The organism is Pelomonas baiyunensis (assembly GCF_043555935.1).
GTDB lineage: Bacteria > Pseudomonadota > Gammaproteobacteria > Burkholderiales > Burkholderiaceae_C > Pelomonas > Pelomonas baiyunensis.
In genome coordinates this window covers 470,321-483,926 of record NZ_JBIGIB010000001.1, presented here as the reverse complement: position 1 = coordinate 483,926, position 13,606 = coordinate 470,321, and the positions used below count along the sequence as shown (strand labels likewise).

12 protein-coding genes are annotated in these 13,606 nt (G+C 63.0%); 2 read left to right on the top strand and 10 right to left on the bottom strand.

Going from position 1 to position 13,606, the window contains the following annotated elements; all coding sequences use genetic code 11:
* Nucleotides 1-35: 35 nt before the first annotated feature.
* From ACG01O_RS02090 to ACG01O_RS02065, 6 genes are read right to left on the bottom strand one after another with little or no spacing between them, the layout of a single operon-like run.
* Complete coding sequence (locus ACG01O_RS02090) at nucleotides 36-2,420, bottom strand: hypothetical protein (protein ID WP_394380817.1); 2,385 nt, start codon at nucleotides 2,418-2,420, stop codon at nucleotides 36-38.
* Between the two features lie 28 nt (nucleotides 2,421-2,448).
* Nucleotides 2,449-4,611, bottom strand: coding sequence for a type IV pilus secretin PilQ (locus ACG01O_RS02085; RefSeq protein WP_394380814.1), 2,163 nt, complete (start codon nucleotides 4,609-4,611; stop codon nucleotides 2,449-2,451).
* Nucleotides 4,608-5,132, bottom strand: coding sequence for a pilus assembly protein PilP (locus ACG01O_RS02080; RefSeq protein ID WP_394380812.1), 525 nt, complete (start codon nucleotides 5,130-5,132; stop codon nucleotides 4,608-4,610). Before ACG01O_RS02080 ends, ACG01O_RS02085 begins: the two co-directional genes overlap by 4 nt.
* Complete coding sequence (locus ACG01O_RS02075; RefSeq protein ID WP_394380809.1) at nucleotides 5,129-5,815, bottom strand: type IV pilus inner membrane component PilO; 687 nt, start codon at nucleotides 5,813-5,815, stop codon at nucleotides 5,129-5,131. The genes ACG01O_RS02080 and ACG01O_RS02075 overlap by 4 nt, the downstream gene beginning before the upstream one ends.
* A gap of 6 nt (nucleotides 5,816-5,821) precedes the next feature.
* Nucleotides 5,822-6,424: a PilN domain-containing protein gene (locus ACG01O_RS02070; protein ID WP_394380806.1), complete on the bottom strand. Its 603-nt coding sequence runs from the start codon at nucleotides 6,422-6,424 to the stop codon at nucleotides 5,822-5,824.
* Nucleotides 6,421-7,500 (bottom strand): pilus assembly protein PilM, encoded by a 1,080-nt coding sequence (locus tag ACG01O_RS02065; protein WP_394380804.1) that lies wholly within the window; start codon nucleotides 7,498-7,500, stop codon nucleotides 6,421-6,423. The genes ACG01O_RS02070 and ACG01O_RS02065 overlap by 4 nt, the downstream gene beginning before the upstream one ends.
* A 349-nt stretch (nucleotides 7,501-7,849) precedes the next feature.
* On the opposite strand from ACG01O_RS02065, the gene ACG01O_RS02060 reads away from it, so the two are divergent.
* Nucleotides 7,850-10,165: a penicillin-binding protein 1A gene (locus ACG01O_RS02060; RefSeq protein ID WP_394380801.1), complete on the top strand. Its 2,316-nt coding sequence runs from the start codon at nucleotides 7,850-7,852 to the stop codon at nucleotides 10,163-10,165.
* Between the two features lie 15 nt (nucleotides 10,166-10,180).
* Here ACG01O_RS02060 and cyaY read toward each other — a convergent pair whose 3' ends face one another.
* A complete protein-coding gene (gene cyaY, locus ACG01O_RS02055) occupies nucleotides 10,181-10,513 on the bottom strand; it encodes an iron donor protein CyaY (protein WP_394380799.1) in 333 nt (110 codons plus the stop codon).
* 11 nt (nucleotides 10,514-10,524) lie between these two features.
* Here cyaY and lptM point away from each other — a divergent pair, with 11 nt between their 5' ends.
* Nucleotides 10,525-10,686: an LPS translocon maturation chaperone LptM gene (lptM, locus tag ACG01O_RS02050; RefSeq protein ID WP_394380796.1), complete on the top strand. Its 162-nt coding sequence runs from the start codon at nucleotides 10,525-10,527 to the stop codon at nucleotides 10,684-10,686.
* 11 nt (nucleotides 10,687-10,697) lie between these two features.
* Here the strand turns inward: lptM and ACG01O_RS02045 are convergent, their stop codons facing one another.
* The 3 genes from ACG01O_RS02045 to ACG01O_RS02035 are packed head-to-tail and all read right to left on the bottom strand — an operon-like array spanning nucleotide 10,698 to nucleotide 13,605.
* The gene (locus ACG01O_RS02045; protein ID WP_394380793.1) at nucleotides 10,698-11,699 is read right to left on the bottom strand and encodes an ABC transporter ATP-binding protein; all 1,002 of its coding nucleotides are present in this window, start codon (nucleotides 11,697-11,699) and stop codon (nucleotides 10,698-10,700) included.
* Entirely contained in the window at nucleotides 11,696-12,676 is a 981-nt protein-coding gene (locus ACG01O_RS02040) for an ABC transporter ATP-binding protein (protein ID WP_394380789.1), read from the bottom strand. The genes ACG01O_RS02045 and ACG01O_RS02040 overlap by 4 nt, the downstream gene beginning before the upstream one ends.
* Nucleotides 12,673-13,605 (bottom strand): ABC transporter permease, encoded by a 933-nt coding sequence (locus ACG01O_RS02035; RefSeq protein ID WP_394380786.1) that lies wholly within the window; start codon nucleotides 13,603-13,605, stop codon nucleotides 12,673-12,675. The genes ACG01O_RS02040 and ACG01O_RS02035 overlap by 4 nt, the downstream gene beginning before the upstream one ends.
* Nucleotide 13,606: the final 1 nt, after the last annotated feature.

The following is a 13,606-nucleotide window of genomic DNA, read 5'->3' as shown; positions in this document are numbered from 1 at the left end:
TCACAAGCGGCTTCAGTTGAAACCTCCAGCGAGTATCAGTTGGGGCTGGTGCACAAGCTCGAAGTGCCATACGGGCTGAAGACAAACGGCGGAGCGCCCTCTGCCTTCACCACGGAAAAAGGCACACCTGTCGTCATCGCCACACCGGTGAGGGATGTCAGCGAATAACCAGGGCTGGCAATGCGCCCAAACCAAGCTGGCGGACTCACCACACCCGCGGCCGTTACTCGGATCGAATACTCCACCCAACTACCGTAGCTCATCGGATATTCAATGCGCACGACCGCAGTGCCGTTGACGTCTGTCTTCGTCGACCCAACCATCGCAACCGACACATCGGACTTGCGCGGGTCCAATTGGCCATTGCCGTTGATGTCTTCCGAGACGCCCGCCGAAGTTCGCTCGATTGTCCCGTTCCGGAAACCAATCGGCGAGCTGTCTTCAGCAATGCAAGTGGCGGCCACATTTTGAAGCCATTGCTTGAGGTCGGAGTTGTAAACGTAAAAACCTTTCGCATACGTCGGCAAATCCAACAAAGGTGTCAGTTGCACATCGGGCTTCGGAAGGCCAGCAGCATCAACCACCAACACGGTGAATTTCTGCGTATAGGTGAGCCCGTTTGCTCCCGTTCCAATAAGGTTGTCTGTGCCAATCGTGATCGACAGCGGCTGTTCAACGACGGTTAAGGCAACGGAGCGCAACCGATCTGCCGGGCAAGCTGCTATCGACTCAACTTGATCCGTCTTACCGAAGCAAGCAAAAACAATAACCTGCTCCGTCGAACTCGCACGCTGGCCGGGAATAAAACTGGAAACTGCAACGCCGTTTGCGTCGGATGTCACCAGCACGTCCTTACCAGTGCCAATATCCCCATCGGTTCCCGATGCATTCGCACCCAGACCCACACGCACTCGCACGTTCGGCACTGGCACGTTGTTCTCAGTCAAGAACAAGAAACGCAGCTCAGCACGGTTGTCCTTAGAACCGACCGCATTGACACTGACCACCGATTGCGAGGCCGTAAACGTGGCCGACGCAATGTTTGTCTGAGCCGGAACATCAGCCAACTTGGCATCCACCTGAACCATGCTCGTGATTGAGGCTCCGCCGGCTTGTCCCGCAATCTGCATCGCACCAGAGCCGAAGGCTACGTAGCTATACAAATACTGGCCACGGCTGTCTGTGACACCCGTCGCACTCAGCGCGTCACCCGGACCTTGCACCTTGACGACCGCACCCACCATGGGATTGGAGTTCACATCCGTCAGGGTGTATTGAACTTGTCCGGACTCGCCCACCTTCAACGTCGCGGGCTGCAGCGTCGCCTGGAGTTTGGCACCCGTTACCCGGAATGAAGCTTGACGGGAGAACGTGCCACTCTTGGCTGTCACCGTCACCAAACGATTGGACCGATCCGCCCCGATGGTGACCGTCGCTTTGGCAGTACCGTCGGCCGCCGTCTTGGAGTTGCCGACCACCAAGACCGCGTTCGAGTCAACGCTGAACGTAACGTCAATGTCCTTGACCGCATTTCGGCTCGAATCAACTGCAGTGACCGTGACGGCCACTTGATCGCTGCCACCGTTGCCGACCGTCGCCCGATCCAATGCGATCGACATGTCCGCTGCGGTGGGCGTGACTGCTGCGGAATCCACCACATCAAAGCTAACTTGGCGAGACACCGTCCCGCTAGTCGCTGTGACCTTGACGGTTCGGTTGGACAGATTTGCGCCCAACGATACCGTTGCTTTCAATTGACCCGAAGCCGAATCAGTCGCTGTGGCGCCACCGGAGACGACGACAAAGGCTGACTTGACGGGATCATCGACCGCAAAGGTGAGTGGGACTCCACCCGCCGCGCCGCGGGACGAATCTAGCGTCGTTGCCGTGATCGTCACCGATTGCGTGCCGTTGTTCGGCAACGTAGCCCGGTCCGTCACGAGAGAGATGTCAGCCACCTTGCTGCCCGTGACGCTATCCACGACGTTGAACGTGAAGGTTTGCGTGATGCTGCCGCTGGTGGCCGTCACCGTCACAGGGCGGCTGGTACGGTCCGTCAGGCTAACCGATGCACTGAGAGCACCATCGCTCGAACCCGTCGTGTTACCGGCTGCCGTGATGACTGCTCCGCTGGACACGGACAAGGTCACCGGCACCGTTTTGCCGACGAGGGCAGCGTTGCCCGTAGTGAGCGCCGTGACCTTCACGGCCAAGGTGTCGGTTCCGTTGTTTGCCAGAGTGCTATTGCCGGAGATTGACAAACCGGTGAGGTTCGGAGTCTCGGTACCACCTGGGAACACTGAAGTTCCAGCTGAACCGCCACCGCCTCCGCAAGCGACCAGGGCCGCAGTCATTCCGAGCCCAATCACCGACTGGACGATTCGACGCCAGCCCTGAATGGCATTGGATTGAAAAAACATGCTCAAACTCCGGTGAATATCTCGCGCCTCAGCGCAGGGTCGCTCGCTCGGTGACCACCTTCGGGGTCAGGAAGATCAGCAACTCGGTCTTCGATGTCGTACGCGTCTTGTTCTTGAAAAGGTTGCCAAGCACAGGGACATCACCCAGCACCGGAACCTTGTTGACTGTTTCACCCTCGTCCTGGGTGTAGATGCCACCAATCACGACCGTGCCGCCGTTCTCAACAAGAACCTGCGTGGCCACGTGCTTGTTGTTGATGGCGTAGCCCTGCGGGGTCAGCGTGCCGCGGCTGTCTTTGTTGACATCCACGGTCATGATGACGCCACCCTCGGGCGTGATTTGCGGGGTCACTTCGAGCTTGAGCACCGCTTTTTTGAACGACACGGAGGTTGCGCCGCTGGACGTCGCCTGCTGGTAAGGCAACTCTTCACCCTGCTCGATGATGGCCTTGGTTTGATCGGCCGTCACAACACGGGGGCTGGAAACGATCTTGCCCTTGCCATCGGATTCCAACGCCGACAGTTCAAGATTCAAGAAACGGTTGGCTGTTGCGCTAAACAAAGTCAGCGCCACGTTGGTGGCGGTCGCGCCAGCAAAGCTGTCCGCCGACACGTTGGCCGGCAAATTGATGAACTGGGTGTTGCTGTACGCAGCGCCAGCGCCCTGGTTCGTTTGCGAGCCCACGGCGTTGTAGTTACCACCCAGCGTCACGTAGTTGCCACCGCCCACGCCGTAACCCGGAATGCCCCCCTGTTGACCGCGCAAATCGTTGGCGCCCAACTTCACACCCAGGGCGCGGCCGAACTTGTCGTTGGCTTCAACAATGCGCGCTTCGATCAACACCTGGCGAACCGGAATGTCGATCTTGGCGATCATGCTTTGAATTTCTTCCAGCTTGCTCGGCGTGTCCGACACAAACAGCTGATTCGTGCGCGGCTCGAAGATCACGCTGCCGCGGGACGACAGGATGCGAGTCGCGTTGCCAGAACCGCCGCCGCTGGACCCGGTGCTTTGCCCCGTCAGCCCCTTGGCAATGTCCTCGGCCTTCACGTAATTGAGCTGGAAGGACTGGTTGCGCAGCGGTTCCAGTTGCGCAATGGCAGCCTTGGACTCCAGTTCCAGCTTTTCCTTGGCTGCGAGTTCATCCTTCGGCGCAATCCACAAGACGTTGCCGGACTTCTTCAGGCCCAAACCCTTGGCCTGCATGATGATGTCCAGGGCTTGATCCCACGGCACATCCTTCAAGCGCAGGGTTACGGTGCCCGTAACCGTGTCGCTGGTCACCACGTTGAAGTTGGTGAAATCTGCAATGACCTGCAGCAGTGCGCGAACTTCGATGTTCTGGAAATTCAGCGACAGCTTGTCTCCGGCGTACCCCGGCCCTTGCGTCAGCTTGTTCGGATCGACCTTTTGCGGGCGAACCTCCAGCACGAATTGGTTGTCGCTTTGGTAGGCGCTGTGCTCCCAATTGCCCTTGGGCTCGACCACCATGCGCACGCGGTCGCCGACCTGAGAGGTCGTGATCATCTGCACGGGCGTCCCGAAATCGACCACATCCACGCGGCGACGCAGGTTCTCCGGCACGCTCGACCGCAGGAACTCAACGACCAGGTTGGGACCCTGCTGCTGGATGTCCACGCCGACCTGGTTGCTCGGCAGGCTGACCACCACACGACCCGATCCTTCAGCCCCCCGGCGGAAGTCGACATCGCGCAGCGCCAGCGGCGTTGCATTCAAGCTCTGTGCAAAGTGGACAGGCTCACCTGCTGCTTGTGCCGGAACACCCGCAGCATCCAGCACCAAAACCAGCGCATTGCCCTCCAGCTTGGCCTTGTAGCCCGACGCGTTGCGAAGGTTCAGCACGACGCGCGACCGATCACCGGCTTGGGCAACATTCGCGGAGCGCAGGTTGCCCTGGTTGATATCCACTTGATTACGGCCGATGGCGTTGGTCACCCCCGGCAGATCAATGGCAATGCGCGGCGGCGCCTGCACGGTGAACCCGGCAGGCAAGGCGCTCAGAGGCTCGCTCAGCTCAATCCGAACCACATCCACACCGGCCTGCTGGCTGGCGTTGATGGCGCGAATTTGCGCTTCAGCCCAGGCGGCGGGCGTGGCGAGCAACGCGAGTGCAAATCCCAGCATCCGGCTCAGGCCCATCGACTTGTTCTCCTGCGTTGTCCTTTTCATCGTCCCTTCTCCTGTAGCTGGAGCGTACTGATGCGCTCGATCCACTCGCCCGCAGCATCTTGGACGACTTCTCGCAAACTGATTTCGGTTTCGGTGATCTTCGTGATGCGCCCGAAGTTCTGCCCGAGGTAGTCCCCGGCCTTGACCTGGTAGAGCAGGTTATCGACGCGAAGCAAAGCGAAACGCTTGTTGTCACGCGTCAAGCTGCCCACCATGGACATGGTGTCCAGCGGATAGGCTTCCAGCGGCTCCTTGCGGCGGCTCATTTCGGCCGTGAGCAACGAGTTGGGCTGCGCCGCTTCCTGCTTGATCCCAACGCTCAGCTTTTGCGGGCTGAACGGGTCCACACCCGCAGCTGCTTCGTAAGGTTGGGGCAAAAACTTCTTGGGCGGGACCAGAGGCGAAACCGTCGGTTTGGCCTCCTTGCGTTGCTGGTCCATCCATTGACGGAGCTCGTCGATGTCGCCGCCACACGCGGACAGCAACGAGCACAGGGCCAGGGGTGCGATCAAGCGCTTCATTTCTTGACCCCCGCCTTGGCTGCGGCCTTGCGTTGCTCGGCCACTTCGGTCGCGTCGAGGTAGCGATAGGTGCGCGCCGTGGCTTCCATCGTCAAGGCACCCGACGTGTCCTTGTTGGCCGGCGGGTTCAACACGATCAAGTTGTGCAACGTCACGATGCGCGAGAGGTTCGACACATCCGCCGCAAAGGCACCGATGTCGTGATACCGACCCGAGACCTTCACCGCAATCGGCAGCTCCGCGTAATAGTCTTTGATCAGCACCTGACCGGGCCGGAACAACTCGAACTGCAAGCCACGACCAACACCGGCGCTGCTGATGTCAGACAGCAGGGAATCGATGTCGGCTTTGCCCGGCAGTTGCTTTTCCAACTGCGTCACATATTCCTCGACCTGGCTCTTTTGCTTGCGCAGCTCGGGCAGGTTGATGGCTTGGGTGAGCTTGGTCTGGTAATCGGCGCGCAGTTGCGGCTCGCGATCGCGCTCGGCGTCGAGCGCCGTCTGTACATCCGACAGCACCAACACGTAGCCAGCGCCGACGGTCAGCGCCATCACGAACAGTGCCGTCGCCAACTTCGGCAGCAACGGCCATTGGCCGGGCTCCTTCGGATCCAGGCCTTCGAACTGGCTCGAAACGCCAGCGAACCAGACGTTCAAGTCGATTTTGGATAGAGACGTCGCCATGGTCGCTCAGCTCTTCTTGGGCGCGGACGCCGATTGCTCAGCCTCTCGCGGCGGCGCCTTGATGGACACCTTCATCGAGAAATCGAGCAGGCGCCGCGCGTCGCGCGAGTTCGTCGTCACGGCTGCCAGCTTCACTTCGATGAGGTCGGGCTTGTCGAGCCACTCCGAGCCACGAGAAACGTTGCGCAAGTACTCGGACACACGCTCGTTCGTCTGCGCAATGCCACTCAGCGTGACCACCTTGCCCTCTTGGCGGATGGCCGTCAGGTACACCCCCTCCGGCGCCAAACGGGCCAAGTCATTCAGCAACTGAACCGGCGTGTTGCGATCCGTCTGCAGGTCTTCGACCGCGCGTTGCCGCGCTTGCAGTGACTCGATCTCGGTCTTGAGTTCCGCGATGTCCTTGATTTGAGATTCCAGGCGACCGATCTCGGTCTGGATGTACTGGTTGTGCGCCTGTTGCTCCGTGGTCAGGAATTGCAGCAGCAAGTAGCCGGCAGCGACGATGCCGACGCCCAACACGGCCGAGAACCCCAGACCTGCAAAAAATGCGGCTTTGCGCCGTTTGCGCCGTTCTTCGCGATACGGCAGCAGGTTGATCAGGATCACTGGTAGAACCTCCGCATCGCCAGACCGCAGGCCGTGAGATACGACGGCGCTTCACGACGCAACTTGGACTCTCGGACGGCGGCGCCCATGCCCATGTTCTCGAACGGATTGACCACCATGCAGGCGAAGCCCGTCAGGTCCGTCACCCGTTCCTTCAAGCCCGGCAAGGTGGCCGTACCGCCCGCCAGCATCACGTAGTGCACCTTGTGGTGCGGCGTGCTGGTGAAGAAGTACTGCAGCGCACGCCCGATTTCCTGGGACAGGCTGTCCACAAACGGGTTCAGCACGCTGGTGTCGTAGTCTTCCGGCAGGTCGTTGTTGAGCTTTTTCTGCTCGGCCTCCTCGAAAGAGAAGCCGTACTGGCGCGAGATGAGTTGCGTCAGCTGCGAGCCGCCGAACGACTGGTCCCGGTCGTAAAGCAACTCATCGTCTCGCAGCACCTTGAGGCTGGTGGTGTCCGCCCCAATCTCGAACAGTGCCACCAACGCGTCTTTGCCCTCGCTGGGCAACGCGGCAATCAGGCGGCTCATGGCCATGCGTGAGGCGTGCGACTCGATGTCGAGCACCACGGGCTTCAGGCCTGCGGCCTCGGCGAGACCTTGGCGGTCTTGCACACGGTCTTTTCGAGACGCGGCGATGAGCACTTCCACGTCACCCACGGAAGTCGGGCTGGGGCCGATGACGCAGAAGTCCAGGCTCACTTCGTCCAGCGAGAACGGGATGTACTGGTTGGCCTCGGCCTCGACCTGCAACTCCAGCTCTTCCTCGCGAAGGCCAGCGGGCAGCATGATTTTCTTGGTGATGACGGCCGACTGAGGCATGGCCAGCGCCGCATCGCGGATGCGGCTGCCGCTGCGGGCCACCACGCGGCGCACCGCGTCAGCCACTTCGTCGAACTTCTCGACCTGGCCGTCGATGATCCAGCCTTTTTCGAACGGCTCGCTGGCAAAGCGCTCCAGCACGAGCTCACCCGTTTTCGTCTGGCTCAATTCCACCAGCTTGACGCTGGATGAGCTGATATCCAGCCCAATGAGCGGTGGGTGCTTGCGACCCAGCAGTGCGTCAAGTATTCCCATGCCCTTGGTTCCCGGCACGCCAGGGGGTGCCGACTATTAATAAGTTACTTGAATGCTAGCAGCAAAGCCGTTGACGCCGAAGGCGAAATCGGCCCGAGCTCGTAACGCCACGTTGCTAAACATACACGATTGCGGCAGGGGCGGCGCTCATGAAAAACGCCTGGGCGGCGGGTGTTTTACACAGGGTTTGGGGCCCCGATCCCGCCGAATGTCAAAGGGATACCCCTTCCTATAATCCGCCGCCTCTTCGCAACGCGCCTTCAGCGCGACCCGCCGGCTCATGAACGACACGCCTCGATCCGCAGCGTCCACCCCGTCAACTGCCGGCCCCGCCCCCAACGCCCGCCCCATGAGCGCTCGCCTGACCCGCTGGGGCTTGTGGATGCTGGGCCTGATCGCGGGCGGGGTGTTCGCGGTGGTTCTGCTGGTAGGTCTGGCCCTCTCGCTGGCCTACCCCAACCTGCCCGACATCGGGGGGCTGACCGAGTACCGGCCCAAGCTGCCCATGCGCATCCTGTCGTCCGACGGCATCCTGCTCGGCGAGTTCGGCGAAGAACGGCGCAGCTACCTGCCCATCCAGCAGATCCCCAAGGTCATGCAGGAAGCCGTGCTGGCCATCGAGGACGCACGCTTCTATCAGCACGGTGGCGTGGACTACCTGGGCGTGATTCGCGCCGGCCTGGCCAACGTGGGCGAGTCCCGCAGCCAGGGCGCCTCCACCATCACCATGCAGGTGGCGCGCAACTTCTACCTGTCCACCGAGAAGACCTTCACACGCAAGATCTACGAGATCCTGTTGGCGCTGAAGATCGAGTCCGCGCTGTCCAAGGAGAAGATCCTCGAGATCTACATGAACCAGATCTTCCTGGGGCATCGGGCGCACGGCTTTGCGGCCGCCAGCGAGGTGTACTTTGGCAAACCCCTCGACAAGATCAGCGTGGCCGAAGCCGCGATGTTGGCCGGCCTGCCCAAGGCGCCGTCCGCGTACAACCCGATCAACAACCCGCGCCGCGCCACGATTCGGCAGCAGTACATCATCGAGCGGATGTACGAGACGGGCTACATCACCGAAGAGCAACGCGACGCGGCCAAGGCCGAGAAGCTGCGCATCCGCCCGGCCACCGAATCGGCCTCACATGCCGAATTCGTGGCCGAAGCTGCACGGCAACTCATCTTCAATCAGTACGGCGACGAGGCCTACTCCCGCGGGCTGAACGTGTACCTCACCCTGAACAGCGGTGAGCAAAACAGCGCCTATCGCGCGCTGCGTCGGGGCATCCTGGACTACGAGAAGCGCCAGGTGTATCGCGGCCCCGAGGCCTACGTCGACCTGCCCGCCGAACCGCGCGAGCTGGATGCTCGTGTCGCCGTGGTGCTGGCCGACCACCCGGCCAACGACGAATTGCTGGCCGCCGTGGTGCTGGATGCCGACCCGAAGAAAGTCGTGGCCGTGCTGCAAAGCGGCGAGTCCATCCAGGTGTCCGGCGAAGGCCTCAAGCCAGCCACCTCCGGCCTGTCTGACAAAGGCAACCCCAAGACCCGCATCCGGCGCGGTGCCGTGATTCGGGTGGTGAAAGGCGTAAAGCAAAAGGACGGCAACGAGTGGACGATCACGCAACTGCCGGAGGTGGAAGGTGCGTTCGTTTCGATGGACCCGCGCACCGGCCAGGTTCGCGCGATGGTGGGCGGCTTCGACTACGCGAAGAACAAGTTCAACCACGTCACCCAGGCCTGGCGGCAGCCGGGCTCCAGCTTCAAGCCGTTCATCTACTCGGCAGCCCTGGAGAAGGGGTTCACGCCCGCCACCGTGGTGAACGACGCGCCGCTGTTCTTCGACGCCGGCACCACCGGCAGCCAGCCGTGGGAGCCCAAGAACTACGACGGCAAGTTCGAGGGCCCGATGCCGCTGCGCACGGCGCTCGCCAAGTCCAAGAACATGGTGTCGATCCGGGTGCTGCACTCCATCGGCGTGAAGTACGCGCAAGACTGGATCACGCGCTTCGGCTTCGAGGCCGAGAAGCACCCCGCGTACTTGACCATGGCACTCGGGGCCGGCTCCGTCACCCCGATGCAGATGGCCCAGGGCTATGCCGTGTTTGCGAATGGTGGCTACCGGGTCAGCCCGCAGCTGATTGCCAAGATCACGGATAACAACGGCCGACTGCTGTACGAGGCTGCGCCGGCGTCGCTGTCGGACGACGCCCGCGCCTTGGAGCCGCGCAACGCCTTTCTGATGAGCAGCTTGCTGCAAGAAGTGACACGCAGCGGCACGGCCGCCCGCGCCCAGGCCACACTGAAGCGCCCAGACGTCTACGGCAAGACCGGCACGACGAACGACTCCATGGACGCCTGGTTTGCCGGCTACCAAAAAGACCTGGTGGCGATCGTGTGGATCGGCTACGACCAGCCGCGCAAGCTGGGCGACCGCGAAACCGGTGGCGGCCTGAGCCTGCCGGTGTGGATCGAATACATGAGCTACGCGCTCAAGGGCAAGCCGGTGGATGAGATCACCCCGCCGGAGGGCGTCATCAACGTGAACGGCGAGTGGTTCTACGAGGAATTCACCTCGGGCAACGGCGTGCGCGAACTGTCCAACGAGCCCAACGTGCCGGCCACTGCGTCGGACGACGAAAAGAAGTCCATCCTGGACCTCTTCAAACGCTGATGGCGTGCGGCTGCGTCAGGCCTTGAAGGTCAAGGCCTGACCCGCCTGCTCGCTCACGCTGCGAGACAGGCGCTCGCAAAACTCCTCGCCCTCACGATTCACCCAGTTGGCGCCGTCCCACTTGAAGTGGTAGCCGCCGGAGCGTGCCGCCACCCAGATCTCCTGCAGCGGTGGCTGGGTGTTGATGACGATCTTGCTGCCGCCCGGCAGGCTCAACTCCAGCAGGCCGCCGGTTCGGTGGGTGTCGATGTCCACGACATCGTCATCCAGCCAAGTGTCGATCTGGGCCTCAATGCGGGCCAGCAGGTCGTGGGCTTTGGCAAGGTATTCGGCGTCGGGCAGGGGCATACACTGAAGCGATGAAGAAAAACGCCGTCAGTGTAGGGGGGTGCTTGGCCGCCCTCAGCATCACCCTTGCAGCCCTTGCGGGTTGTGGGCAAAAGGGGCCCTTGACCCTGCCCAAACCGAGCGCCGCCGCATCCGCGCCCGCCGCTCCAGCGGCCAGCAGCACCGCGCGGTGATCCGGGGCTGATCAGGGCGCCCGCCCCTCCTCCACCGCGTGGCAGGCCACCACGCGAATGCCGCCCAGGCTCCGAAGCGCGGGCCGCTCCGCCTTGCAGCGCTCATTCGCCAAAGGGCAGCGCGGGTGAAAACTGCACCCGCTCGGCGGGTTCAGCGGGTTGGGCACCTCGCCCTGCACCGGGGTGCGGGCCCGGCCGGTCATGTGGATGTCGGGAATCGCGTCCAGCAGCATCCGCGTGTAGGGGTGCCGGGGGCTGGCAAACAAGTCCTGCTTGGCTGCCACTTCCACCAACCGCCCCAGGTACATCACGCCCACCTGGTCCGCCACGTGGCGCACAACAGCCAGGTTGTGGGAGATGAACAGGTAGGTCAGCCCCTGCTGCCGCTGCAGGTCCTTCATGATGTTGAGCACCTGCGCCTGCACGGACACATCCAGCGCAGAGGTCGGCTCATCACACACGAGGAACTCGGGCTGCGTGGCCAGAGCCCGGGCAATTGAGATGCGCTGGCGCTGCCCGCCGGAAAACTGGTGCGGAAACTTCGCGGCATCGGCCGGGTTGAGGCCCACGGAACTCAGCAGTTCGCCCACACGTGCACGGGCCTGGGCATCGTCACGCACCAGGCCGTGCTCGCGCAACGGCTCCGCCACGATGTCCAGCACCTTCCAGCGTGGGTTGAGCGAGGCGTAGGGGTCCTGGAAGATCATCTGCATGCGCCGGCGCAACGCCAGCGCACCGGGCCCCGCCAGGGTCTGGGCGATGTCCTGCCCATCGAAGCGCACCGCGCCGCGGCTGGCGCCGTACAACCCCACCAGCAAGCGCGCCACCGTGCTCTTGCCGCAGCCGCTCTCACCCACCAAGGCCAAGGTGCTGCCACGGGCGATGCTGAAGCTGACGCCATCGACGGCATGAACAAACGCCTTGGGCTTGCGCTCCACCACCCGGTTCAGCCACGGCGGCGAGACGTCGAACACCTTGGCCAGGTCGTGCACTTCCACCAACGGCTCGCTCATGCGGACTCTCCGTGCGACACGGGCAACCAGCACGCGGCATGCGTCGCACCGGTGGCCGTCAGTTCCGGGCGCTGCGCACGGCAGCGATCGACCGCCCGACCGCAGCGTGGGTTGAACGCACAGCCGGCTGGAATCGCGTTGAGGCGCGGCATGGCACCGTCAATCTGGAGCAAGCGCTCGCGGTCTTCGTCCATGGCCGGAATGGAACCCATCAAGCCCAGGGTGTAGGGGTGCGCCGGGCGGTGGATGACGTCGGCCACCGGGCCGATCTCGGCCACACGGCCGGCATACATCACTGCAACGCGGTCGCAGGTTTCAGCAATCACGCCCATGTCGTGGGTCACCAGCATGACGGCGGCGCCCTGCTCTCGGCACACGCGCTTGAGCAAGGCAATGATCTGCGCCTGGATGGACACATCCAGCGCGGTGGTGGGCTCATCCGCCACGATCAGCTTGGGGTTGGCCGCGAGCGCCAGTGCAATCACCACGCGCTGCCGCATGCCGCCGGAGAACTGGTGGGGGAAGTGATCGACACGGGCCTCGGGTGCCGGAATGCCGGTTGCCGCCAGCAGCTCGATGGCGCGGGCTCGAGCCTGCGATGCGGTCAAGCCGAGATGCGTGGTGATGGTCTCGACCAACTGGCGCCCCACGGTGTAGAGCGGGTTGAGCGATGTGAGCGGGTCCTGAAACACGGCGCCGATCTCGCGTCCGCGAATGCGTCGCATGGCGTCGTAGGGCAGGTTGTCGATGCGCTGGCCGCCCAGGCGGATCTCGCCGGCCGCAATGCGGCCCGGCGGGTCCAGCAGGCCGATGATGGCGGCACCCGTCAGCGATTTGCCGGCGCCGGACTCACCCACCACGCCCAACACCTCGCCCGGGGCGATCTCGAACGACACATCATCCAGCGCACGCAAAGTGCCATGGCGCGTGGGGAACTCCACCCGCAGGTGGCTCACTTCAAGAACGGGCGCAGTCATCGCAGGCGAGGGTTGAGGGCATCACGCAGCCAGTCGCCCAGCAGGTTGACGCTCAGCGTGATGAGGATCAGCGTGAGGCTGGGCCATGCAGTGATCCACCATTCACCGGAGAACAGGTAGTCGTTGCCGTTGCGAATCAAGGTGCCCAGCGAAGGGCTGGTGGCCGGCACCCCTACCCCCAGGAACGACAACGTGGCCTCGGTGATGATGGCCGAGGCAATCTGGATCGTGGCCAGCACCAACACCGGGCCCAGCACGTTGGGCAGCACGTGGCGCCGCATGATGCGCAAGCTGGGCACGCCAATCACCCGGGCGGCCTGCACGTATTCCTTGTTGCGCTCCACCAGCGTGGAGCCTCGCACCGTGCGGGCGTACTGCACCCAGCCGGTCAACGCAATCGCCAGCACCAGCACCACGAACGCCAGCGCATCCGGCGCATGCGGGAACAGGCTGCGGCCCACCCCACTGATCATCAAGGCCACCAGGATGGACGGGAACGACAGCATCACGTCGCACACGCGCATGATGAAAGCATCCGTTCGGCCGCCAACGAAACCCGCCAACAAACCCAGGCTCACGCCAATCAGGATGGACAGCAGCACCGACGCCACGCCCACCAGGAGCGAAATGCGGGCGCCGTACATCAGCGCTGACAGGATGTCCCGCCCCTGACCGTCCGTGCCCAGCAGGTATTTCACCTCGCCCCCGGCCACCCAAGCGGGCGGCTTCAGCGAATCGAGCAGTTCCAGCGTCGCCAGGTCGAACGGGTTGTGCGGCGCCACCCACTCGGCAGCCATCGCGCAGACGAACACCAGCACCGCCACGGTGGCCGCCACCATGGCTACGGGTGACGTCCGGAAGGAATACCAGACGTCGCCGTCGAAGAAGCGCCGCAGCGCCGAAGAAGAGGAAGTCACGTCGGCCGCCATG

Coding starts and splice junctions, on each gene's coding strand:
- ACG01O_RS02090 (WP_394380817.1), bottom strand. CDS start 2,420: ATGTTTTTTCAATCCAATGCCATTCAGGGCTGGCGTCGAATCGTCCAG.
- ACG01O_RS02085 (WP_394380814.1), bottom strand. CDS start 4,611: ATGAAAAGGACAACGCAGGAGAACAAGTCGATGGGCCTGAGCCGGATG.
- ACG01O_RS02080 (WP_394380812.1), bottom strand. CDS start 5,132: ATGAAGCGCTTGATCGCACCCCTGGCCCTGTGCTCGTTGCTGTCCGCG.
- ACG01O_RS02075 (WP_394380809.1), bottom strand. CDS start 5,815: ATGGCGACGTCTCTATCCAAAATCGACTTGAACGTCTGGTTCGCTGGC.
- ACG01O_RS02065 (WP_394380804.1), bottom strand. CDS start 7,500: ATGGGAATACTTGACGCACTGCTGGGTCGCAAGCACCCACCGCTCATT.
- ACG01O_RS02060 (WP_394380801.1), top strand. CDS start 7,850: ATGAGCGCTCGCCTGACCCGCTGGGGCTTGTGGATGCTGGGCCTGATC.
- cyaY (WP_394380799.1), bottom strand. CDS start 10,513: ATGCCCCTGCCCGACGCCGAATACCTTGCCAAAGCCCACGACCTGCTG.
- lptM (WP_394380796.1), top strand. CDS start 10,525: ATGAAGAAAAACGCCGTCAGTGTAGGGGGGTGCTTGGCCGCCCTCAGC.
- ACG01O_RS02045 (WP_394380793.1), bottom strand. CDS start 11,699: ATGAGCGAGCCGTTGGTGGAAGTGCACGACCTGGCCAAGGTGTTCGAC.
- ACG01O_RS02040 (WP_394380789.1), bottom strand. CDS start 12,676: ATGACTGCGCCCGTTCTTGAAGTGAGCCACCTGCGGGTGGAGTTCCCC.
- ACG01O_RS02035 (WP_394380786.1), bottom strand. CDS start 13,605: ATGGCGGCCGACGTGACTTCCTCTTCTTCGGCGCTGCGGCGCTTCTTC.